This is a genomic window from Tannerella forsythia 92A2 (assembly GCF_000238215.1).
GTDB lineage: Bacteria > Bacteroidota > Bacteroidia > Bacteroidales > Tannerellaceae > Tannerella > Tannerella forsythia.
In genome coordinates this window covers 3,021,618-3,043,318 of record NC_016610.1, presented here as the reverse complement: position 1 = coordinate 3,043,318, position 21,701 = coordinate 3,021,618, and the positions used below count along the sequence as shown (strand labels likewise).

General features: G+C 47.2%; 18 protein-coding genes. 3 read left to right on the top strand and 15 right to left on the bottom strand.

All coding sequences use genetic code 11. From position 1 onward, the window contains the following. Positions 1-16: 16 nt before the first annotated feature. The 11 genes from BFO_RS12395 to BFO_RS12345 form a co-directional block, all read right to left on the bottom strand. Positions 17-952, bottom strand: a complete 936-nt coding sequence (locus BFO_RS12395) for an IS1595 family transposase (RefSeq protein WP_014223827.1) — start codon at positions 950-952, stop codon at positions 17-19. Positions 953-1,046: 94 nt separating this feature from the next. Beyond that, positions 1,047-1,625: a hypothetical protein gene (locus BFO_RS12390; protein WP_140230643.1), complete on the bottom strand. Its 579-nt coding sequence runs from the start codon at positions 1,623-1,625 to the stop codon at positions 1,047-1,049. 237 nt (positions 1,626-1,862) lie between these two features. Next, on the bottom strand, positions 1,863-2,528 hold the full coding sequence (locus BFO_RS12385; RefSeq protein ID WP_014226109.1) for an inorganic pyrophosphatase: 666 nt from the start codon (positions 2,526-2,528) through the stop codon (positions 1,863-1,865). Positions 2,529-2,719: 191 nt separating this feature from the next. Beyond that, positions 2,720-4,039 (bottom strand): T9SS type A sorting domain-containing protein, encoded by a 1,320-nt coding sequence (locus tag BFO_RS12380; protein ID WP_014226108.1) that lies wholly within the window; start codon positions 4,037-4,039, stop codon positions 2,720-2,722. Between the two features lie 113 nt (positions 4,040-4,152). Further along, positions 4,153-4,560, bottom strand: coding sequence for an A1S_2505 family phage non-structural protein (locus BFO_RS12375; RefSeq protein ID WP_014226107.1), 408 nt, complete (start codon positions 4,558-4,560; stop codon positions 4,153-4,155). A gap of 4 nt (positions 4,561-4,564) precedes the next feature. After that, complete coding sequence (locus BFO_RS12370) at positions 4,565-5,524, bottom strand: nucleoside recognition domain-containing protein (protein WP_014226106.1); 960 nt, start codon at positions 5,522-5,524, stop codon at positions 4,565-4,567. A gap of 3 nt (positions 5,525-5,527) precedes the next feature. Then, entirely contained in the window at positions 5,528-5,992 is a 465-nt protein-coding gene (smpB, locus tag BFO_RS12365) for an SsrA-binding protein SmpB (RefSeq protein WP_014226105.1), read from the bottom strand. A 12-nt stretch (positions 5,993-6,004) separates the two neighbouring features. Then, positions 6,005-6,571 carry a YIP1 family protein gene (locus tag BFO_RS12360; protein WP_014226104.1) on the bottom strand — a complete coding sequence of 189 codons (567 nt, stop codon included), beginning with the start codon at positions 6,569-6,571 and terminating at the stop codon, positions 6,005-6,007. A gap of 269 nt (positions 6,572-6,840) precedes the next feature. Continuing rightward, a complete protein-coding gene (locus tag BFO_RS12355; protein ID WP_041590934.1) occupies positions 6,841-7,632 on the bottom strand; it encodes a BFO_2992 family lipoprotein in 792 nt (263 codons plus the stop codon). A 66-nt stretch (positions 7,633-7,698) separates the two neighbouring features. Then, positions 7,699-9,012, bottom strand: a complete 1,314-nt coding sequence (locus tag BFO_RS12350; protein ID WP_014226101.1) for an outer membrane beta-barrel protein — start codon at positions 9,010-9,012, stop codon at positions 7,699-7,701. Between the two features lie 20 nt (positions 9,013-9,032). After that, on the bottom strand, positions 9,033-9,554 hold the full coding sequence (locus BFO_RS12345; RefSeq protein ID WP_014226100.1) for an RNA polymerase sigma factor: 522 nt from the start codon (positions 9,552-9,554) through the stop codon (positions 9,033-9,035). Between the two features lie 367 nt (positions 9,555-9,921). Here BFO_RS12345 and kbl point away from each other — a divergent pair, with 367 nt between their 5' ends. The 3 genes from kbl (at position 9,922) to BFO_RS14600 (ending at position 12,979) form a co-directional block, all read left to right on the top strand. Next, positions 9,922-11,112: a glycine C-acetyltransferase gene (gene kbl, locus BFO_RS12340; protein ID WP_014226099.1), complete on the top strand. Its 1,191-nt coding sequence runs from the start codon at positions 9,922-9,924 to the stop codon at positions 11,110-11,112. 107 nt (positions 11,113-11,219) lie between these two features. Beyond that, positions 11,220-12,131 (top strand): DUF2156 domain-containing protein, encoded by a 912-nt coding sequence (locus tag BFO_RS12335; RefSeq protein WP_014226098.1) that lies wholly within the window; start codon positions 11,220-11,222, stop codon positions 12,129-12,131. Next, entirely contained in the window at positions 12,128-12,979 is an 852-nt protein-coding gene (locus BFO_RS14600) for a GNAT family N-acetyltransferase (RefSeq protein WP_014226097.1), read from the top strand. The genes BFO_RS12335 and BFO_RS14600 overlap by 4 nt, the downstream gene beginning before the upstream one ends. A gap of 211 nt (positions 12,980-13,190) precedes the next feature. Here BFO_RS14600 and BFO_RS12325 read toward each other — a convergent pair whose 3' ends face one another. The 4 genes from BFO_RS12325 to BFO_RS12310 all read right to left on the bottom strand — a co-directional run bounded on the left by BFO_RS12325 (position 13,191) and on the right by BFO_RS12310 (position 21,683). Continuing rightward, on the bottom strand, positions 13,191-15,074 hold the full coding sequence (locus BFO_RS12325) for a RagB/SusD family nutrient uptake outer membrane protein (RefSeq protein WP_014226096.1): 1,884 nt from the start codon (positions 15,072-15,074) through the stop codon (positions 13,191-13,193). A gap of 13 nt (positions 15,075-15,087) precedes the next feature. Next, positions 15,088-18,204, bottom strand: coding sequence for a SusC/RagA family TonB-linked outer membrane protein (locus BFO_RS12320; protein ID WP_014226095.1), 3,117 nt, complete (start codon positions 18,202-18,204; stop codon positions 15,088-15,090). Between the two features lie 371 nt (positions 18,205-18,575). Continuing rightward, positions 18,576-20,729, bottom strand: coding sequence for a kelch repeat protein (locus BFO_RS12315; RefSeq protein ID WP_014226093.1), 2,154 nt, complete (start codon positions 20,727-20,729; stop codon positions 18,576-18,578). Between the two features lie 15 nt (positions 20,730-20,744). Further along, positions 20,745-21,683, bottom strand: coding sequence for a hypothetical protein (locus BFO_RS12310; protein WP_014226092.1), 939 nt, complete (start codon positions 21,681-21,683; stop codon positions 20,745-20,747). Positions 21,684-21,701 lie beyond the last annotated feature (18 nt).

Genomic DNA, 21,701 nt, shown 5'->3' with positions numbered 1-21,701 from the left:
TAATAATTTTAAATGATTATCCGTATTTATACCTAAACTCATTTTTATAGGTTACGCAAGCTACGAGCAATCTTCCAAAGAGGGCTTCTCCCCAGTATCTTCGATTAAACTTATAACAGAATTCATCGAGATAATTTTGTAAGAATTCGGGCTTGATGTCATGGAACGTATTTATCAACTGTCTCTTGGCATTGCTGATGGCGATATGAACCCAAGGCAAGGCTTCCCCCACCTTCTCTTTGGGAATCACCTGAGAGTTGTGTCTAGGTACAAAGTCTTTCAATTCCACATAAGAGGTAGAATGATCCGTGTCAACTTCCTGTACACCTGAGGCTAACTCCTTAACCGCCTTATTGATCGTTTCTTTCTTCAAGTCATCGATTACTTTCATTTTCAAATAGCCAACACTGCGGGGTTTTTGACCTCTTGCGGGCGATGCAACCATTTCACTTTCCGCCATAACCAGCACTTTGCTTTTTCTTTGGCTGCCACGTCCCCGTTTCAAGGGCTTATCTTTTTCCGCTTCGGGGGACTCTGTGGAAAAATAACCTTCGTCCAGTTCAATGCGTCCTGCCAGTACATACTCATCGTCTCTTCTACCCATGACCTGACGAAGTTTGTGAACCATGTGCCAAATGGGATGGTAGCGATTATGACCCAATTGACGCTGAATCTCTTTGGCCGAAAAGGTCTTTTTCGTTGACGTGAGCAAATGCATGGCTATAAACCAGTAACGAAATGGAAGTTTCGATTTGTGCATAACGGTGCCACTCTTAAGCGTGATGCGTGTTTTACAGTGTTTACACTCGTATTGTTCCTTATCCTTTTTCCAATAATGAGAACTCCCGCCACATTTGGGACAAACCACGCCAACCTGGTCGCGATAGGCCTTAAACTTTTGCTTGCAACTTTCCTCGTCCGGAAAGTGAGTTAGAAAATCGATCAGTGTCATTGCCTTATTTTTTTTTGCAAAGATAATTGTTTTAGGTAAATATACGGAGATTCATTTAATTTTATTCATTGTTTGAGTGCTGTTTATCCTGTGATTATTTATAATGCTTATTCCGGTCACACGAAAGATAAAGATGATAGCCTTCTTTGCCCTGCACAGCTTCCTCGATGAAGGCGCGTACATATTGTGTGCCGTCAGCCGTCCGGAATGTGTAACGATAGTGGTAACGGATGCTTTCGTCGCTCACCTTGCTCGATACGCGTCTGAGGCGTTCGTGCAACATGCGGAAGAGCTTGCGGACCGTGCTGCCCGATGCCCTCCCGAACGGATCGATTCTGACCTGACTGATCTTGCCGTCTTCATATTCTACCATTGCACCGCTCGTGTTTCCATTGCGAGGTGTAAACAGACTGAAGGTCACTCGGCTCACCTCACCTTCGATATATTCGATACACGCCTTGTTGAAAAAGACGCCGTAAAGTTCTACCTCGTTTCCTTCATAAAAGACACGATGTCCTTTCGTGACTGTTTGCTTCATGCCGTTCGCTGCCATAACCTGTTCCGCTTCATTGTCCGTCATACCCAAACGTACCCCTCCGAGCGACTCGAAGTCATCTTGCGCCATGGCTTGACTGCAAACGAACGCACACATTAACATAATCCACTTCTTCATGTCATTCTGCATTTTATTTTTTTTATTTGTTGACCACAGGGTACAAATATATGGAACTTTTGTCTTGTGAGCAATAGCGAATGATTCTCCCGGCTACCCGCAGGTCTTTCCCCTGAAATACTTCTATGGAGAGAACGCCAATGCGCTACATATCCAGATTGGGATCACGCTCATTGCCAACCTATTTTTGATGCTGATGCAGCGTAGGTTGACACGATAGTCAGTCGTATGTCATAATTATCCCAGCACGTCGTGCATCTCTTCAAGAAAGCTTTTGTAGTCGTTGAGGCAGTGCCGAATGACCTCGCAGGCTTCCTCACGTCCGTAGGTATGTGTAATCTCGACCCTTCTTTTCTCGCCCGGCATGTCTTTATACGTCAGGAAGTAGTGTTTGAGCCGTTCCGTAACGACGTCGGGCAGTTCGTTGATGTCATTGTAATTGCTGTACGTTGCGTCATTTTTAAGTACAGCGATGATTTTGTCATCGGCTTCCGATCCGTCCAACATCCTCAGTCCGCCGATGGGGCGTGCCGAGGCGATGATATCGCCGTGTGCAATATTTTTCTCGGTCAGGATGCAGATGTCGAGCGGGTCGCGGTCGCCGGAGATATTTTCGCGTTTAATCTGTTCCATGCAGTGTTGGGCGAACGACTCGCCGCAATAACTCTGCGGGATAAACCCATAGAGCGCCGGGACTACGCTCGAATAGCGCTGTGGACGGTCGATGCAGAGAAACCCATTCACTTTGTCTAATTCATACTTGACGGTGTCGGTTGGTACCATTTCAATAAAAGCCGTGACAATTTGCGGCGCTTCTTTTCCCACTTCGATGCCGTGCCACGGATGTGACCGATAGCGTAGCCCCATCAAGCGTGTGATGGTGTCGTTCAGTTTATTATACATAGCATTTGAATGTTTGTTAACGCAAAGATAACGTTTTTTTTATCCCTGCGTGTTTTTTGTTTTTTTTGTGGGGAAACGGCATAGTTTTTCAATGGTAGCCGCCTCCCTCACATGCAATGATTCACTACGTACGTTAGCGATCCGATATATCGCTACAGCCAGGCTCGCTTCTGTTTATCTGTAGAAGCATATTATTTTACAACTATTTTTTGTGATATACTTTTTCCTTCTGATCGGACAGTTATGATATATACACCGGAGGGAATCGCAGGTAGCGCAAGGGTTGTGGTATAAGGCGCGACAGTTTGCCGGAAAACTTCCGTTCCATGCATGGAATATACCCTCACCGAACGATTTGTTCCTTCGTCCCCGATATGTAGCGTACGCCCATCGGGCAATACGAATACCTGCGTATCATTCCTGATCAGTTTGTTTTCGACTGTTTCCCAGATAAATACATTGTCGTATTTCGGTGATTGATAAATCAGCTTATCGTCTTGATAGAAGGCCAACAGTTCCTCGCTGGGAGAGCCGGGCAAATACACGTATAGACTGAAAAGCCCATTTGTACTGCCGATTCCTTCTATCCATACGTTTTCAAATGATCGATGATACGAGCCTAATGGAGTGATAAGAGTTGATTCGAGGGTTATTCGCCGATGATCCTTATGACTGATTTTAACCGTATCCACCTTTTTTACAATGTGGCGGATGGAGTCGTAGTTCCAATCCACTGTATTAGGAGTTTCCAGTGAATAGAATATTCTTCCCATCGTATAAAAAGTATCTTTTTCGGCTACATCGAAATTGTACAGCAACCCATCCCGATCTCCCCATGCCGGGCGGTACCATACTTTTTTTTGTCCGATATCTTCGTACAAATATCCTCGTTTATGCCAATTTTTCGCTTGTTTATCAACTGTATGATAAAGTTTTCGGTATTTCCGTCCGTCAATAAGCGTATCGCCTTCCAATTGGTATATGTATGTCCACTTTCCTTCTTCGTGTCGTTCTTTCAAGTTGTTCCACCGGTTTGTTTCGTTCAGCAGTGGGAAATAGAATCCCTCTATCTCCGTCGGATCTTCGGGGATACGTGGAGTCCCTAATTTGGTAATCAGCGGTACGATCTTTTTAAAACGGGATGTAATCATTCGGTCGAATGGCATAGAGTATTTGTTTTTTTTCTGATTGTCAGAGTATAATCCGTCGCTTTCCATATAGATGCTATCGCATTCAATTTGGTAGACATCCCTCAGCCAGTCTGTTACTGCATTGGGGAAGGCTTGCTCGAAGGCCGTCGGATAATAGCGATTGATTGCTGTGGCAAAGTCCGGATGTTTGTCTGACTTTAGGATGAAGACGAAACCCAAAGCCGTTGGTACCGTAACGCCAACCGGAACATTCTGTTTATTGGGAATATACATATAGTATTTCGCATTGTGGGCATCTGCTGATATTCCATTCAGCATCAAGGTTGCCCATATAAATAAAATATTCCATTTCTTTTTCATTATTTTTCAATTTAGATTGTGTTTATACTGTGTATCTTTTTCTTTTTTCATTTCTCTCCGACTTAAATTGTATTCGGAGGATTCTGTGCTTTTTATGAACGCATAACCAATTTTTAAGCATCCGTGTCCAGCACTTGCCAGAAGACTGCGGGCAGCCAAATATTCAGAATATCGATCGCCTTTCGGAACAAAGGCGCAATTTCTTCGGCTGTGAATCCTGCGATGCCGCATCCGACAGGTGTCACAAGAAAAGTCAGTTCCGGGTGCGCTTGGGCAAAAACAACAAATTCATCAACATACGGCTGGATGGTCTCCACACTTCCCTGCATGGTTGGGATGGCGTAGCTTTGACCTTGTAATCCGGCGCCTTGTCCCCGGATGGCACCGAACTTCTCCGTGGCAATACGTGCCGCACCACCGGCGTGCATACCCTGCAGGTTGCTGCCAAATACAAAGATTTCGCTTTCTTTCAAAGAATGAATCCATTCGGGTGTTATTCTTTCTTTTCTATCTTTCTTCATCCGTTTATTTTTTGATGGGTAAATCTGCGTAATGATAGCGGGGAAGACGGGTGAGCAGGCGTTTGATCCATACAACGAGAAGCGCGAAGACCATACGTGTCAGCATGACCCATAGAAACGGGGCGCCGATTGCTGCGAAAATCAAGGTGTCTTCAAGCTGAGAATGTGAAATGGCCAAGTGGTAGTTCAATAGATTACCATCGCGGTGCGAAATCTTATTCGCCTCCAGCTGCTCCATCATAATAGCACTGCCGTAGCTTAACCCCACGATGTTGCCTACGAGCCACAGAAACGAACAGTTTCGTGGAAGTCCGAAAAGTATCATTACAGGCGCCATCGCTGTCGACAGGCTTTTCAGCAGCCTGAACTCTTCGAGGATGTAATGCAGAATCATCAGGGCCGAGACGATCACGAAAAATAACAGGGTAATCGACAACGAACTTTTGATCCAGAGAACGAATACGTCAGTCAATGAGGTGCATACACCGGTATCGGCAGCTGAGCCAACGATCGTGTCATATCCTTCATACGGCATGATACGATGTACAGCGAATGCGATTACAAAGCTCATCCCCACACGCAGCACAAACATCCCCGTGAACGATGAGCCGGTCTTACTTTGTACGGCGCATTCGACCAAAAGATTGTGTGAAACAAGGCACATCAGTGCAATCAGGGTAACTTCACGGACGGTCAAAGGCATGGAAGCAATCAGGGTCATCGGTGCGTATAACGGAGTGAAAACACTTGTCAGGAAGATGATGGCCGTTTCGCCCGGCAGACCGATGAAGGAAAAGGCCGGTTCAAGGAAGACCGATACTTGTGCCAGTATACCCGAATATTGGAGCAGTCGCACAAGCAGAGACACGGGCAGAATGATTTTCAGCAGCCAGAAGCAGGTTCGGCACGCTTTGGGCATGGCCGACCTGATGCACCTCCCTATTCTTTGCCCGACCGTTTCCATACATTACTTCATAAACACCCGGCTCATCTCACGTTTATCGTCGCGCTCCTTGATGGATTGGCGCTTGTCGTATTCCTTTTTTCCCTTAGCAAGGGCGATGACCACCTTGGCCAGCCCCCGGTCGTTGATAAAGAGCCGGGTAGGGATGATCGTAAAGCCGTTATCTTTTGCGGCTGCTTGGAGCTTGCGAATCTCTTTCTTGTTCAGCAGCAGCTTGCGATCGCGACGAGCCGCGTGGTTATTGTACGTGCCGTAGAAGTATTCTGAGATATTCATGTTCTTGACCCATACTTCGCCTCGTTCGACGTAGCAGTACGTGTCGACCAGACTCGCTTTTCCCAGACGGAGAGATTTGATCTCCGTGCCGGTCAGTACGATGCCGGCCGTAAATGTTTCGAGCAGTTCGTAATCGAACGTTGCCCGTTTGTTTTTGATCAGTATGTTGTTATTTAACTTTTCCTTGGCCATGATATGTCATGTTTAAAACCGGAGTCCCGGCATAAGCAGAAACAGCAGTCGATCAATTAGAAACGGTGTTCCAACAATGATGACCGAAGCCAGTATTGTAAATTTCATTTGTTCTTCTTCTTTCACTTTCATATAGGGGTGTGCTCCCATCCACACGATATAGAAAGTGTAGAGGATAAACATCCACAAAAAGATAAACTCCGGCAAGAGTGCCAGTAGAATAAGGAGGACAAACATCAGCGAAGATGAGTAACCGACAAACCGCTGAATAAGTTTTATGTCGCGCGGATACTTGAATACCTTGTACCACAGTTCATTCAGTAGATGAGTGCCGAGGAAAAAGCCTCCCATGGAAGCAACCAGTATTTTAATCGATGATTTCAGGGCGATCTGGAAATCGAATTCTTTGCGTGTAAACAAGACGCCGAGAAAGGCTGAAAGCGCAATCAATCCGAACAAAGGATACACGAAGCGCGAGAGAAAAGTTTCGGTGTTCTCCTCTTTCCGGCGTAGCGACTCCCATGTTTCCGAAGGTCTGAAGATAACGGCGATCAGCTGACTGAATATTTCTTTAAACATACGGTCTCTTTTCGAAAGGGCAAAGGTAGGAAAAAATGACTATTCTCTTCGCGCTCGCCCCGATAAAAATACAAAAGGTGGGGTGTCATAACGGGCGAACTGCTTCGTTGCTTGCGGAATGTGAGCTCGGTCACCTACGTTAGTATGCTCCCTCGCTCTCATCCTTAGCCCCCCCAATTTCCCCCTTTCTTATACACCTAAGGAGGGTGTGCCCAAAACATTGCGTTTTGACACACCCTCCTTTCTCAAAGTTACAAAAACAATATTGATCAGCTTTTCTGTTTATCCAGAAGCGATTTCACGTCAAACGGCCCTACTTTTTCACCTTTCGCCCATGTCAACTTACTGTCTTTGACAGACGACACATAGTTGAAACGAAGATAAAAGCGAGTGTTTCCTTTGCTCTGTTCATCACGCGCAGCCGTCTCCAGATAGTCTTTAATCTGGTAAGCATTGGCTACCATCATATCGGTTTCCGATTTGGTGCCGGGCGTCTTGACTTTGGCACGCACGAAAACGTCGTAAATTCGTTCACCGCCTTCTTCCTTTACCATGTTATCCGCATTGTATGTCAGGAACCAGTAGTCCTTTTGATCGGTGGGTTGCTTAAGCGCATGTCCGATAAACAGATATCCTTTTACATAACCGAGTATCTGATAGTTCGGGTTTACGAGCGCCACTTCTTTTTCCAGCATCTTGGCAGTGTCCGGTGCTCCGGTATCTGTAAATTTCATGATCGTGTATTGGTCCAGCTCGGCCTTTTCTCTGACGGTTACGGTATAGTATCCGTTTGTTTTAACGACATTCGATGCATTTTCCGGCGCATCATAATTCAGATTGAAATATGCAACGATACATGCTCCTTCTTTCACATTTTTAAAAGACGGCGAATAAAACGGCCCGATAGGCGTAGAGTTATCTAACACATGTTTCATCGTTTTCGTATCGATTCGCACAACGCCTACGGTCGTGCCCGACTGACTGTTACTTCCTCCATCCAGACAGGATGTTAACATTACCGTCGCTGTCAAAGCTACAGCGCACCAATTAAATTGTTTCATCTTTTTTCTTTTTTTTTATCTGATTAATAAATGTCATATTTTTTATGTTTATTCCTCTTTTTCTCTTTAAAATCCTATCCGAACTCCGGCTTGCAAAGATACGTAAAAAGGTTTCTCCGAACGAATCGTCTCTATCGCACTTCCGTTATCGAAGTAATAATTCGCATTGCCTTCGACGTAGGCGCTCAGGTAGCGGAACAACGGATAACTTGCTCCCGTGCGGGCATTGACCGACCATTGCCATTCCTTTATCCGAACCGAGGCATGTTGTGTATTGACCATCTCGTTTCCGTAATAATAATCGGTATCAATACTGCCGGCCACATTCCATTCGACCATGGTGCCGGCACCCGCATAAAAGCGTACACGCTGCCACTCGGCAATCTTGTAATTTACGCCCAGCGGCACCCCGATAAAATGTAGCCTTTGTTTAGCCTTGCCTTGCCGAATGGCTTCTGTGCGCCAAGTCGATGTCATGTATGTGTAGGTCACACCGCTTTGCAGAGCCCACCGGTCGGAGAGCCGGTAGCTGACTCCTATCCCAAACGAGAGCGGCCGCTTATGCGATACATCGATTTTGTTCATCTTCTCGCTGCGATCAAAGGATTTTAGTTCCGAATAAGCGGGCAGATCACGATTCATGATACTGTTTGCGAAAAGGTTTGCTCCGTCAGCGGTGGAATAACTACCGGTCGAAAGACTTCCGCCTCCCATCCCGAATCCCCAACGGCGTTTTACCGTTGTGCGATGTGATGGCCGGGGAGAAGCATCTGCAATGAACGGCTGTTCATTGTCACTCTGTCGGCTCTCAGAGGCAGTCTTCTGTGCTGGTATGTCGTCTGGCCGACGATCTTGCACGGCAATCGGTCGCTCCTCCTGCGCGTATTTTTCTACCGGTGTTGTTTCGGGGGATTTATCAGTTTCTTCAGGTGTGGGATAGAGGCTTTTTGGGGGGGCTTTCGGTGCAGTAAATGTTGCTTGTGCGGTCAGGTCTTTGTCTTTACGCATAAGTGATAGCCGGTGGGTGGCCGTCGACACCGGATTTTCATCCGTCCTCTCTGTCGCGGCCTGCGCACCGGCCTTGTCTGCTTGTGGTTTTATCGGAGATACGGATATTTCCCGACCGGTACTTTTCTGCACGTCTGCGATCACGGTGTCTTGCTCCTCCTGAAACCATAGTCGGTAGCCGCCGCCAAGTAGCAGCAGCAACACGATAGCTGCGGCTGCCCAATAAGCCCATCGTTGCGATTTCATCCTGATGACCGGTGTTTTATCCGATAGACGATGGGCAATCGCCTCCCAGTCGCTCGGGTCCGGTGTTGATTCAAAGTGTTCCAGTTTTGCCCGAATCGCTTCTTCCCATTTATCCCGCTTTTCCATATACCTGTTTCTTCTTTTTACTATTTTATTCTGTTCTGTAACCAACGTCGTGCGCGCATATATTGTGAGCGCGACGTGCTCTCTTCAATGTGTAACATTCCGGCTATTTCTTTATGCGAATATCCTTCGATCGCAAAAAGGTTGAATACCGCACGCAGACTGTTCGGGAGGCTTTGGATCAAGTGCATCAGGTCGTCGGCCGAAAGTTTTGAAACAGCCGTTTCTTCGTTGGTCGAATAATCTGCAATGCTGTCAATGTCGACCGTGTTGCGGTAAACATTTGTTTTGCGCCGCAGATGTTCCAGCGATTCGTTGACGAATATTCGGCGTATCCATGCCCCCAAAGGGCCTTCTCCCTTATATCCCCCGAAAGATGAAAAGACTTTTACAAAGCCGTCTTGCAATACATCGCGTGCAGTTTCCCTGTCGCCGATGTAGCGCAGACAGACCCCCAGCATTCGGGGGGAATATAATTCATACAACTCTTTCTGAGCCGTCCGATCTCCTTTTCTACAACCTGTAATCAGTTGTTCTTCGTTCATCATTCTGTTCTCGGTACAACGTTTGCAACCGTTATCCATCTCCCATGATGCAATTTCCGATAGAAACGTTGCACGGTCGTCTTCTTTTTTCCGGCAAAAATAATATAAATCGTGAAACTCAGCTAAGTGGATGATACGATCATTTATGACTCCTTATTTGACGATTTGTTGAAAAATGTGTTGTCTTTGTTTCGGAATGTGCCGGAGCGGAGAGTTGTCTGTCGGTCTATATTCTATAATTCTATTCTATACGATTCTATCATTCTATTCTATACGTTCGATGTTGAAATATTAGGTAAGAGAAATTCGTATTCTAAAAAAATGACTACTTTTGTCGCAATAAAATGCTCATAAAATTCAAACAGTTATGTACGGAAAATTTCAATCTTTCCTGCAACAGGAATTGGCTGATATCGAATCGGCGGGATTATACAAGAAGGAACGGATTATCAAGACGCCCCAGAAGGCGGATATTCGCGTGAATGAAGGAGAAGAAGTGCTGAACTTCTGTGCGAACAATTATCTTGGCCTCTCGGATCATCCGCGCCTTATCGAGGCGGCTAAAAAGGCGATGGATCATCGTGGGTACGGCATGTCGTCCGTTCGTTTTATCTGCGGTACGCAAGATTTGCACAAGCAGCTCGAAGCTGAGGTATCCGAGTATTTCAGAACGGAAGATACGATTCTTTACAGCTCTTGTTTCGACGCGAACGGCGGGCTTTTCGAACCGTTGCTCGGCGAAGACGATGCGATTATATCGGATGCGCTGAACCATGCCTCGATTATCGACGGTGTGCGTCTTTGCAAAGCCAAACGTTATCGTTATGCCAATGCCGATATGGACGACCTTGAGCGTTGTCTGAAGGAAGCACAGGCACAGCGGTTCCGCATCATCGCCACCGACGGGGTCTTCTCGATGGACGGCAACGTGGCGCCGATGGATAAGATTTGCGATCTGGCAGAGAAATATGACGCGCTGGTGATGGTCGACGAGTCTCACTCGGCAGGAGTGGTCGGGCCGACGGGGCGCGGAGTGGCCGAACAGTTCGGAGCTTACGGCCGGATCGATATCTTCACCGGCACGCTTGGTAAGGCTTTCGGAGGTGCCATGGGCGGCTTTACGACCGGTCGGAAAGAAATTATAGACCTGTTGCGTCAGCGTTCGCGTCCGTATCTGTTCTCCAATTCGCTGGCGCCGGCTATCGTCGGGGCAAGCATCGAGATGTTTAAGATGCTCAAAGAAAGTGACGCGTTGCATACGAAGTTGGCCGAAAACGTGACTTACTTCCGCGACAGCATGCTGCAGGCGGGCTTCGATATCAAACCGACGCAATCGGCGATCTGCGCCGTGATGCTATACGATGCGAAGCTGTCGCAGGTGTTTGCGCAACGTATGCAGGAGGAAGGCATTTACGTGACGGGATTTTATTATCCGGTCGTGCCGAAAGAGCAGGCGCGCATCCGTGTTCAACTGTCGGCCGGTCATGAAAAAGAACATCTCGACAAGGCGATCCGTGCATTTATTAAGGTCGGCAAAGCGCTCAACGTCGTTAAATAACAATAAGCTGCTTCGATTCCGATCAGGTCAGGAAAATGAGTGTTCGAAAGGAGCCGGAATGAATAGGACGAAGGACTGGCCGTATTGATGAACCGTAAATATTTTGTATGGTATTTAAACCGATCTGTATTGAGGACAAAGAGCTTATAACGTCTTTCACCTATCCTTCTGCGTTTCAGAATTGCGATTTTGCCTTTTCGAACATGTGCAGCTGGAGGTTTCTGTACGAAAGCGAATATGCTGTTTTCGAAGGATGTCTTCTTATACGTTTTTATATCGAAGAGAAAGATCCGAAGCGTATGGCCTATATGTTCCCTGTCGGGAACGGGGACTTAAGACAGGCTGTGGAAGCACTCGAAAAAGATTCTTACGAGATGATGGGAGAAGGACATCCGCTGCTCATCCTCGGGGTGACTTCCGAAGCCCGGAAAAAGTTGGAAGAACTGTTTCCGAACGAATTCGCATACGTTACCGAGCGAGACTATTTCGACTATATCTATTTGCGTGAAGACCTTCAGACGCTGAAAGGCAAGAAATGGCAGGCTAAACGTAATCATATCAACAAATTCAAGAAGCAGTATGAATATACGTATATCCCTATCACGCCCGAAATCGTTCCGCAATGTATGGAGCTTGAACGGAGGTGGGTACGGGCGAACGAGAATGGGGAGAATACGGACGAACTGTCGAACGAGCATCGTTCCATGACGTTTGCCATGCACCATTTCAAAGAGTTGGGGCTGCTCGGAGGTGCGATCATGGTTGAAGGGGAAATCGTGGCGTTTACGTATGGCTCGCCGATTAATTATCAGACATTCGGAGTGCATGTCGAAAAGGCCGATACGAACTACGAAGGCATTTTCAGCCTCATCAATCAGGAATTTGCGTTACATATTCCCGAACAATACGTTTATATCAACCGGGAGGAAGATTTGGGCATTCCGGGGCTGCGTCAGTCAAAGCTGTCGTATAATCCGGTGATCCTGCTCGAAAAGAACGGGGCAATCAAAAGGCGATGAATTTAACTGACAGGCGAAGGCAGTTGGAGATCCTCTGGCAAACGGTCTTTCATGATTCGGACGAATATGTGCGGATGTTCTTTGATCGGGTTTATCAGCCGGAAAATACATTCGTCATTGAACAGGAGGGTCGGGGAGTCGTCGCCATGTTGCAGGCCGTCCCGTATGGGGTAAAGATCAACTCTGCCATCCTGCCTTGTGCATATGTGTGCGGGGTCTGTACGCATCCTTCGGAACGGGGCAAAGGGTACATGAAAGTCTTGCTACGGGAAGCGATGCACGCGATGCGAAAGCGAGGGTTTGCCCTTTCGATGCTTATCCCCGCCGAGCCTTGGCTGTTTGAGGTTTACAGACGCTACGGATATACTGTGCCGATTAACGTGGGTGTAGAGTACTATGTGGCCGACCGGATGGAGCAGACGGATACCTGTCGAATCATACCTTGTCCCGAAAAAACGTATGACGCATATTTCGATCTTACCCAGCGGCGCCGCCGATGTGCCGTTCTTCACGATGCTGCCGATTTCGAAACGATCCGCCTCGACTGCCTTGCCGATGGCGGTCATGTTTGGGTAGCTCTCGATGGGGAGCGCCCTGTTGGCATGGCGTTCGAAGTTCCCGAATCCTCTACGGATGTTTTGATCAAAGAGATATTGTACGACGATCCGGCTGTTAAGGATGCGTTGATAAGGTATATCTTGATTCGTCATCATGCACAGACGGCCTTCGTTCGCGTACCGTATTTGACCGGACGGAATGCGCAGCCTTATGGCCTTGCTTGTCCGCTTGATGAAACGGTTGAGCCGTCCGATTTGCAGCGTGTTTTTATGTCGCTAATGCTGGATTGATGATGTTATCTGTGGGGTTATCTGAAAGCTTCCACCTGTTTCCATAGACAATTCAATACGAGGGGGGGAGAATTTTCTCTCCTCCCCCCCCAAAAAAAAATGGATACAAAGGTTCAGGGTTTTTACTCGGTTTCTTCTTTGTCATACCGGACTGTCCGTGCATTGTTTGATGGCACGGACAGCATGGCTGTCGTGCTTTTCGGTCATGAGATTAATCTTGTCCGGGGTTTTGTACCAGTTTGGTGTTTCGGTTTATTTCGTCTCGTTTGATGGGGGCGAAATACATCTTGTTATCCCATTTGCGCTTCTCGCGAAACGAGAGATCGCGCACATAATAATGGTAATCCCACGTACTTTCGTTGTAGATATACGGGCGTTTGGCCGTTTTGCCGTTCTTCAGACGCGCGAACACGATCATACCGCACAGTGTTTTATTGCCGCACTCTTCGCCGATCATCCAGCGGCGGATGTCATAGTACCGCGAATCTTCCATGAAAAGCTCCGTGCGTCGTTCATGGCGGAGAAACTCGCGCATAGCCGCTTGATCGAAGGATTTTTTACGTATGTTAAGCGTCGCTTTGGTGTCGGGGCGACCTGTACGGGCGCGGAGCACGTCGAGGAAGGCTGCCGCTTCATCCAATTGATTCAGCTCGGTGCAGGCCTCGGCGGCAATGAGATACATCTCTGCCAGACGAATGTACGGATAAGGACAGAGCTGCGGATAGTTGGCGGCATCGATCGAGGTATCGATCATCTTCTTTTCGTAATACGACGTCCATGAGCCGTTCCAGTCTTCGATCGGTCCCTGACGCGTGTCACAGCCATAAATCCCTTTGAATTTCACTTTTTCTCCGTCGGGCAGGTTGACCGTAACGTCTGTGCCGTCGTTCAGTTCATATGTTCCGCATTGCAGATTTCCCAGAGGGGTGGGATCGAGGGCGTATCCATCGGCCGCACGCTTTCGCCCCCAGACGGCGCCATCGTACCCGATGCAGGCATAGAAGCGCGGTTCGCGTCCGTTGTACGGATTGCCTACCTGATGGTCGCCCACCTTCGTCAGGGTATTATTAAGCGATCCGTCTTCCATCTCGAAATGCATCACGAAGTCCTGCGTCGGTGTAGTTCCCGACCAGTTATGATAACCGTTAGGACCGTGTTGTTTATTCACCTGATTCGTTATTTTCGACGAAGCGAATTGTTTGGTAAAAATCAACTCATTGTTATTCGTCGTCGTTATTTTATGATATTTGTCTGCAATTTCGGCTACAGTCGGGGCGTTACAGTCGATCAGCTTGAACGCCTTACTGTCGATCACCTCCTTCGCTGCTTCCAGCGCTTTCCGGTAGAGCGCTTCCCGATCGCCATGATACTGGTTCACATCAAGTTTGTTGATGATGCGGTCGGCGTAGAGTGGGCTGGCGATATGGAGGCAGATACGTGCTTTGAGGCTTACTGCCGCCCATTTCGTGGCGCGTCCGAGCGGAGCCGTAGTCGGTAACGACGCAATCGCTTCGTCCAAGTCTTTGAGGATAAAGTCGAGGCAATCGCCGATGCTGCTGCGGGCTATCTGCATCTCTTCCGTCTTCGTATAATCGCTGACGGTTTTATCGACAATCGGCACTCCGCCGATACCACGCACGAGGTTCGTATACATGTATGCGCGCAGAAAACGTGTCTCGCCTTTCATTTGCTTCAGATCGAAACCCGCCTTTTCCGGAACCTTATCGATATTCTCCAACACGAGGTTCGCGTAATAAATGCCCTTGTACGTCTGTGACCAGTTAAACGGACAGTCGCCTCTGCCATACCATTGCAAATCGCTGGCGGAGCACGTCGCCTCGTTTACAGCGATCTGCCCCTTATTATGCGTAAAATAAGCATCGTCCGTCAAACCGTTAGTCGTATGCTCTCTGGCTGCGTCGATCACGTAGTCATAAATCGTATTGATCAGCGACTGTGTCGTTGCCGCATCTTCAAATACCTGCTCTTTCAGATACTCCGTCGTTGGTTTGAGGTCCATAAAATCGGAGCATGAGGGCAGTGCGAATAACGCAGATGCAGCTATGATCATGATGATATTCTTTCTTGTCTTCATAAATAATCATGTTTTAAAAAGTTGCAGAAATGCCGCAGTTGAAATATTTCCGCTGCGGGTAGTAATCAAAACTCGACGCCGTATTTTCCGGGTCTCCGGGCAGTCCGTCGATGGTAAAGAGATTTTGTCCGTTGGCGAAGATGCGTATTTTCGAGATCCCGTAACGCCTCATATCCGTGGGAATGGTATATCCGATTTCCATGTTCTTCAGACGCAGATAATCGCTCGAACGAAGGAAATAATCGTTCGCGTTTGAAATCCAGTACTGTCGTTCGCGTTCATAAGTACGCGGATGTTCGGATGTCGGGTTTTCGGGTGTCCATCGTTGATCATAATACTCTTTAAGGAAGTTCCCCACCGTTCCCGACCATGTTTGTACGTAGGTTTCGGCGCCGAAAGCGGCCTGGAAAAGCATCGCCAGGTCGAAATGATTCCAATTCAGTCCGACGTTGAAACCTGTCACCAGGCGCGGCGTCTGATTCTTATCGGAACGGACGCGGTCGTCGGCATTGATTTTACCGTCGTTATTGTAATCGACGAATTTAATATCTCCCAGTCGCGCTCCCGTCCAGTGCGGATAATTATCCAGTTCTTCTTGTGTGTTGAATACGCCGTCGGTCTTGTAATACAACCCGGCACGATTGATCAGGTTCGCTAATGTTCCGCTTGTGGGTACAGGTTTTCCGGTCGATTTCTGATATTCGGGGATACCCGGTGTCTCGTCCCAGAAAAGAATTTTATTGCGGGCATACGACATGTTCAGTCCCAGCTCGTATTCTACCTTACCGATTTTATCGTTCCAACTGATCAAAGCGTCGAATCCTTTGTTCTCCATTTCACCGAGATTCTCAAGCGGCAAGGTGATGCCGGCCGTTTCGGGCAGCGACGCGTTACGGGGAATCAACATATCGGTACGTTTGTGGTAGAATAAATCTCCCTCGATATTCAAACGGTTGTTCAGGAACTTCATTTCAGCTCCGATATCCCATGTCGTGCCCCGCTCCCAGGTGATGTTTTTGTTCGGTGTGCGGACAGGATAGAGCTGCCGCTCTTCACTTCCGTCGAAAATAACACCGTTCGTCTGAAATCCGAACGAGTTAAGGTATTGGATGGATCGGTCCGTATTACCGTCATTATCCGTCAGGACATCATTCCCTGTCTGCGAAACCGAAGTGCGGAGTTTGAGGTAATCTATCCATGTTACCTGTTCTTTCCACCATGGCTCTTCAGAGATGCGCCATGCCACCATGGCACCGGGGAAGAATCCGTAGCGTTTGTTTTTAGGGAAACGATATGAACCGTCATACCGCCAAACGAACTCAAACAAGTAACGTTCCAGATAATTATACGACGCACGTCCGAAATAATTCAGACGGGTCTCTTTCCACGAATAGCCTTCCGTCTCTTGATCCTTTACACTACCGTCATTGATTTCATCAAGCGAAGTGGACAGGAAGTACCTTCGGTAAGCCCGTAACTGATCCATCTCCTTGCTTTGTCCTTCCATGCCGACGGTCAGACCGATCGTATGGTCACCGAATATACGGTCGTAGCTTAACACTGCGTTCGTCAGCCAGTCGGTGTAATCCCTGTGAATCTGATTGAGCTGCGGGTCGCTGATCCATGCGTCGTAAGGTTTGAGGCCTTCACTGCTTCTGGTCACACCGTCCCATGAGTAGAGGCGTACGGGCTTCCGGAAATTCTTTTCACCGTAGAAATGTTTGTCGTAAGCGCCGGAAGCCGTCAGTTTCAGCCCTTCGACCCACGGAAACTGAATGGTCAGCGTGGCATTGTTCTGGATGTAGTAATTTTTCTGTCGGTTATATCCGGCTGCATCGGTCGATGTCGCGGCAGGATTGTCTCCAAACTCGATATCGGGGCCAATCTCTCCGCTCGGCCAATAGGCGTTCAGTGTCGGTTTGCTCCGGCGGATAGCCGAGAAGATGCTCCCGGCCGACTTGGCGGGATATTGTGTATATTCGTAACGTGAAGTGTTGCCATACGTTAAGGAGACGTATTGACTCAGTTTAAAGTCAAGGTTGGCACGGATGCCAAACTGATCGTAACGGTTGGCCGAATGTTTATAAATGCCGTCCTCGCCGTTGGCGGCAAAGTTGATATAATACTTCACCTTGTCCGTGCCACCGCTGATGCCCACGTCGCTTCGGTAAATCGGCGAAACGGACTTGATCACCGTCTTGTACCAGTCGGTATTCGGGAATCCCCACGGGTCGCTTCCGTCCTGAAATTTGCGCAGTTCGTCGTCGGAATACGTGCCAGCCGTAATTTCGTTCAACATCGTAGCATATTCGAATGCGTTACACATTTGGGGGAGTTGCGTAGGGGAGGAGTAGCCGTAGCTTCCGTTGAATGTCACGATCGGTTTTCCTTCTTTGCCTCGTTTGGTCGTGATCAGGATGACTCCGTTGGCCGACCGCGAACCGTAAATCGCTCCTGCGGCATCTTTCAATACTGACATGCTTTCGATCTCATCCGGATTGATGCGGTTCAGTCCTCCCGAACGGTCTGGGATACCGTCGATTACGACGAGCGGTTCTTTGTTCCCGATGGAATTGGTACCGCGGATGCGGATCGTCGTTGCCCCGCCTCCGGGTTCATCGGATCGCTGAAAGCCGATAACTCCGGGCATACGTCCGAGCATACCGTTGGAAAGGTTGGTTGTCGGCGAAGTCCGGAGCTCTTCGCCCGTCACACTGGCTACGGCACCGGTAACCGTCACCTTTTTCTGTGTACCGTATCCGACAACAACAACTTCTTCGAGCTTTTGCGTATCTTCAACGAGTTTAACACGGATAACGGACTGATTCCCGATCGTAATTTCCTGAGATCGAAAGCCGATAAAAGAAAATACGACCACCGAATTTTTGCCGGGCGCTTCCATCGTATAGTTACCTTCCGAGTCCGTGATATTCCCAATCGTCGTACCTTTGATGGAGACGTTGACGCCGATCAGCGGATTGTCATTGATATCCGTCACAGTTCCCCTGATCGCAACTTGTGCAAACACAGCCGTAGACGAACATAACATAATGAGTAGCCCGATCGCCCCAAAAGCGGCGAAACGCTTCCTTCGATAAAATTTCGTTTGTCTCTTAAAAATCTGCTTCATGTTTTTCTTCCTTATAAGGTTATAATTATTGTTCTGTTACGTTCAACTTTCAGGAATTTAATCCATTTTTCATTTCTGACATAAGCTACACAAAACGGGAAAAGAATACATCGTATTATTCATTTTTTTATCATATTCAGATAAATAATCATTATGATCTGTCCCGAAACAGAAGAGCAAATGAAAAAAACAAATAGAAACCCAACCTGTCAGGGCACGGAAACTTTTTGGATTATTTAGATGCTCTTTACAATTTATGCTGCAAATGTACACATATACACGATAGATAACAAATTTAATCTACATTAACACGATGATATCTCCTTAGGCAGATGCAAAACAGGCTGTATCCGGAGTCGTTGCTTCTACCTTCAATTATCCCATGTCGGATCATAAGAAATCATGGTCGTAGAAGTCGGAGAAAGACCGATGTAGATCAGATCGTTCATGACAAACATACAGTGAATACCTCTTGCTTGGGGAGGCAGCTGCGATTTCTTCGTCCATGTCATCGTAGACGGATTATATTCGATGATGTAATACGCTTCATCCACCATGTAAATTCTATTATGATGTGCCACACCGGCCAAAATACCGTTAGTCGAGATGGTACAAGTTGTTTCTCGTATCCATAAAGCGGCATTCGTTGTTTTCCACAACCCTTTATTGAAGACACCGCTTCCATTTTTACCGAGTCCGACATAAGCCGTATTCCCGATCGTTACGGCAATACCTCCGTATTGTTGAACGGGGAAATCGGGCTGTCGTTTCCATGTATTGGCTGAGACCTCGTACATCCATACCTCGTTCTTTACTGTGTCTTTGCGACCTCCTACGTAACAGATACTGTCGTTCAAAGCAAAGCCAACCGAGAGATAGGAGGAATCCGGTCTTATGGCCGTCGATCTGTCATACCATGTGTTACTCCATGAGTTATATTGATAAAAATCGTTTCTTGCTTTACGATCGGCAGCCATTCCTCCGAAAATGAAGGCTGATCTGTCATGCACGACAGCCGTCTGCCATTTGACCGGACCTTCCGGATGTGGCAGCATCGCTCTCCATTCGTCCGTAGTGGCATTATAGTAATGGAGTTCAGCCGTATATTGAGGGCCGATATCCCCTCCGAGAATATATCCCCAGTCTCTGATGGAGAAGTATGCCGGAGAATTTTGGATGCGGGGAGCGCCTTGAAACGTTTTTAGATTCCCCTTGAAAACGTGAGGCATTGTTTTCACTTTGATCTCCCCGTATGAAGTGCCTTCATTATTCGTTGCATAAGCTCGGAAATAATACGTTACACCTCCTTGCAGACCGGCAATCTGACTGCTGAAAACGCCTTCGGCATTCGGTTCAATTTCTAATACTTCGGCATTCGTGAGGGTAGGATTCGCGACGGTTGCAGACCAGCAGATTCCACACGCTTTCACGGCACTTTGTCCCGCCTCTTCGATCTTTCCGCCCACTGTAACTGCTCCTTTCAAGATGTTTTTTAACTCTGTCGTAGTGACAGTCGGGATATTGCTTTTTGTGATGAACGAATCTTGTCCGCTGTATGAAATACCGAATTCTTTATTTCGGGCAAACGCTCGTACATAATATTTCTGTCGCGAAATCAGGTTTTCGCATTCTATTTTAAAAGTGCCGATCCCCACGCCACATTTGTCATCATACGTCGCATTTTCGATGGTGGGATTTTTCTTCGTGCTCCAGCAGAAACCGCGTTGAATAACGGAAGCATCTCCTTCCTTCACCACGGTAGCAGAGAAGGTGGCTGTCGTATAGCCTCTTTTTAGAATGGTTACAGATGAAACTGTCGGCAAACCATCTCCTGTCAGGAATGTTCGAAGAGGTCCGGACACAACATAATAACCGAATCGATTTCTTACAAATGCCTGAACGTAATATTTCGTAGATGCTCTCAGACCGCTGATTCGGCAGATGAATGAATCGGTATCCATCGTACTTAGAACAGAATCTTTCGGAAGCATCAATGATGATGTAGAATAATATACCCCGCGAGCAAGAACAGCCCCTTCGCCGTGCAATTCTATTTTTCCTCCGGATAGCGCCGTTTTAGCACGTACACTGTCTATGATTACAAACGTACGAACCGATCCCAATCCCGTGTTAGTCGAGACCTTACTCTCTTCTCCATAGGCGATGCCTTTCAGGTTTTTGGCATATGGACGGATATAATATATTGTATTATTAGATAAATTTTCGATCGTGCCGCTAAATTCACCCAATCCCTTACCGAAGGCTTGAGCACTGTCAGGACGAACGGTGGGACTGCTTTTTTTTGACCAGCATAATCCGCGCTCTTCCACTGCCGCACCGTTGGCCTTCTCGACCGAGGCTGTCAATGTGATGGAGGTAGCCGTGCGTTCTATTTTTACGGTTGTTCCCAATTGGGGAATTTTTGCGTTTTGTATTCCCGGTTCTACCTTCGGATCGTCAATGCATCCATAAAAAAAACCGCAGAAAAGGACAATCAGAAATATATAGTGTTTCGTCTGTCTCATTGTTTGTTCATTTTTTTAGAAAACCAAGCCAACTCCCGCATTCGGATAGAAGTACTTGAAATTAAAAGCGCTGCATCCGCCCGAAACATAGAAGCGTTTGTTTTTTAAGAAACAGGTGACATCCAAGTCTATTTTAATTCCTTTTTTCGAGGTGTATCGATCTTTTGCCCATCCTGTTGACTGCATGATGCCTTCATCGTTTACAATTTTGTATTCGCGCAATACATCTCGTTGCCAATACCCTGCTCCCAAAGATGTGTATAGATTCTCTACGGTCTTTAACATAAGACCCACTGATCCCGTCATCACATTGGCTTTCGTTGTTCCTGTCGGACCGTAATATTGTTCCATGCCCTCAATGACGAAGGTATGTCCATCGATACGACATTCTTCATTATACCCTTGAAAAGAAAGATTCGAATGTAATTTTACATACCAACCGATCCTACTGTTTATTCCACCGAACCGAATACCGTATGGAGCTAATAAAGAGAAATCGTATCCGGCAAAGAAACGCATAGGCTCTTTGGGTTTCTTCGGAGGGGTAGGGGGAAGAGTGTTTGAACGGCGTATATCTTCGAGCTGTTTGCGCCAATAGCCGGCTGTTGTCCGATTCTCAGAGGTCCCGATCCCTTGGGTGTAATAGAGGATCAATTTCCGAATGGCTGATGTGTCTCGTTCCGTTGCGTATTCATTCAGACAGTTCAAGCATTTGCTCATCACCGTACGCATCGAAACATGCATCGTTTCATCTTTCAGCCATATTTCAGTAAGTTGATGAATGCTGTACTGATCGCAGTATGAAACGCCTTCTTCATACCACATTTTTGCATCCCGATAATCGTTACGTTTCATCGCTTCGTCTCCTCTACGGTTATATTCGGTCTGTCGCTGTGCTCCGGCGTAGGAGGATAGTAATAAACATCCGAATATAATCCACATCCATATTTTCATGTATCCTTTTCTTTGTTA

Excerpts from the sequence above, each read along its gene's own strand:
- BFO_RS12395 (WP_014223827.1), bottom strand. The coding sequence starts at position 952 with ATGACACTGATCGATTTTCTAACTCACTTTCCGGACGAGGAAAGTTGC.
- BFO_RS12390 (WP_140230643.1), bottom strand. The coding sequence starts at position 1,625 with ATGAAGAAGTGGATTATGTTAATGTGTGCGTTCGTTTGCAGTCAAGCC.
- BFO_RS12385 (WP_014226109.1), bottom strand. The coding sequence starts at position 2,528 with ATGTATAATAAACTGAACGACACCATCACACGCTTGATGGGGCTACGC.
- BFO_RS12380 (WP_014226108.1), bottom strand. The coding sequence starts at position 4,039 with ATGAAAAAGAAATGGAATATTTTATTTATATGGGCAACCTTGATGCTG.
- BFO_RS12375 (WP_014226107.1), bottom strand. The coding sequence starts at position 4,560 with ATGAAGAAAGATAGAAAAGAAAGAATAACACCCGAATGGATTCATTCT.
- BFO_RS12370 (WP_014226106.1), bottom strand. The coding sequence starts at position 5,524 with ATGGAAACGGTCGGGCAAAGAATAGGGAGGTGCATCAGGTCGGCCATG.
- smpB (WP_014226105.1), bottom strand. The coding sequence starts at position 5,992 with ATGGCCAAGGAAAAGTTAAATAACAACATACTGATCAAAAACAAACGG.
- BFO_RS12360 (WP_014226104.1), bottom strand. The coding sequence starts at position 6,571 with ATGTTTAAAGAAATATTCAGTCAGCTGATCGCCGTTATCTTCAGACCT.
- BFO_RS12355 (WP_041590934.1), bottom strand. The coding sequence starts at position 7,632 with ATGAAACAATTTAATTGGTGCGCTGTAGCTTTGACAGCGACGGTAATG.
- BFO_RS12350 (WP_014226101.1), bottom strand. The coding sequence starts at position 9,012 with ATGGAAAAGCGGGATAAATGGGAAGAAGCGATTCGGGCAAAACTGGAA.
- BFO_RS12345 (WP_014226100.1), bottom strand. The coding sequence starts at position 9,554 with ATGAACGAAGAACAACTGATTACAGGTTGTAGAAAAGGAGATCGGACG.
- kbl (WP_014226099.1), top strand. The coding sequence starts at position 9,922 with ATGTACGGAAAATTTCAATCTTTCCTGCAACAGGAATTGGCTGATATC.
- BFO_RS12335 (WP_014226098.1), top strand. The coding sequence starts at position 11,220 with ATGGTATTTAAACCGATCTGTATTGAGGACAAAGAGCTTATAACGTCT.
- BFO_RS14600 (WP_014226097.1), top strand. The coding sequence starts at position 12,128 with ATGAATTTAACTGACAGGCGAAGGCAGTTGGAGATCCTCTGGCAAACG.
- BFO_RS12325 (WP_014226096.1), bottom strand. The coding sequence starts at position 15,074 with ATGAAGACAAGAAAGAATATCATCATGATCATAGCTGCATCTGCGTTA.
- BFO_RS12320 (WP_014226095.1), bottom strand. The coding sequence starts at position 18,204 with ATGAAGCAGATTTTTAAGAGACAAACGAAATTTTATCGAAGGAAGCGT.
- BFO_RS12315 (WP_014226093.1), bottom strand. The coding sequence starts at position 20,729 with ATGAGACAGACGAAACACTATATATTTCTGATTGTCCTTTTCTGCGGT.
- BFO_RS12310 (WP_014226092.1), bottom strand. The coding sequence starts at position 21,683 with ATGAAAATATGGATGTGGATTATATTCGGATGTTTATTACTATCCTCC.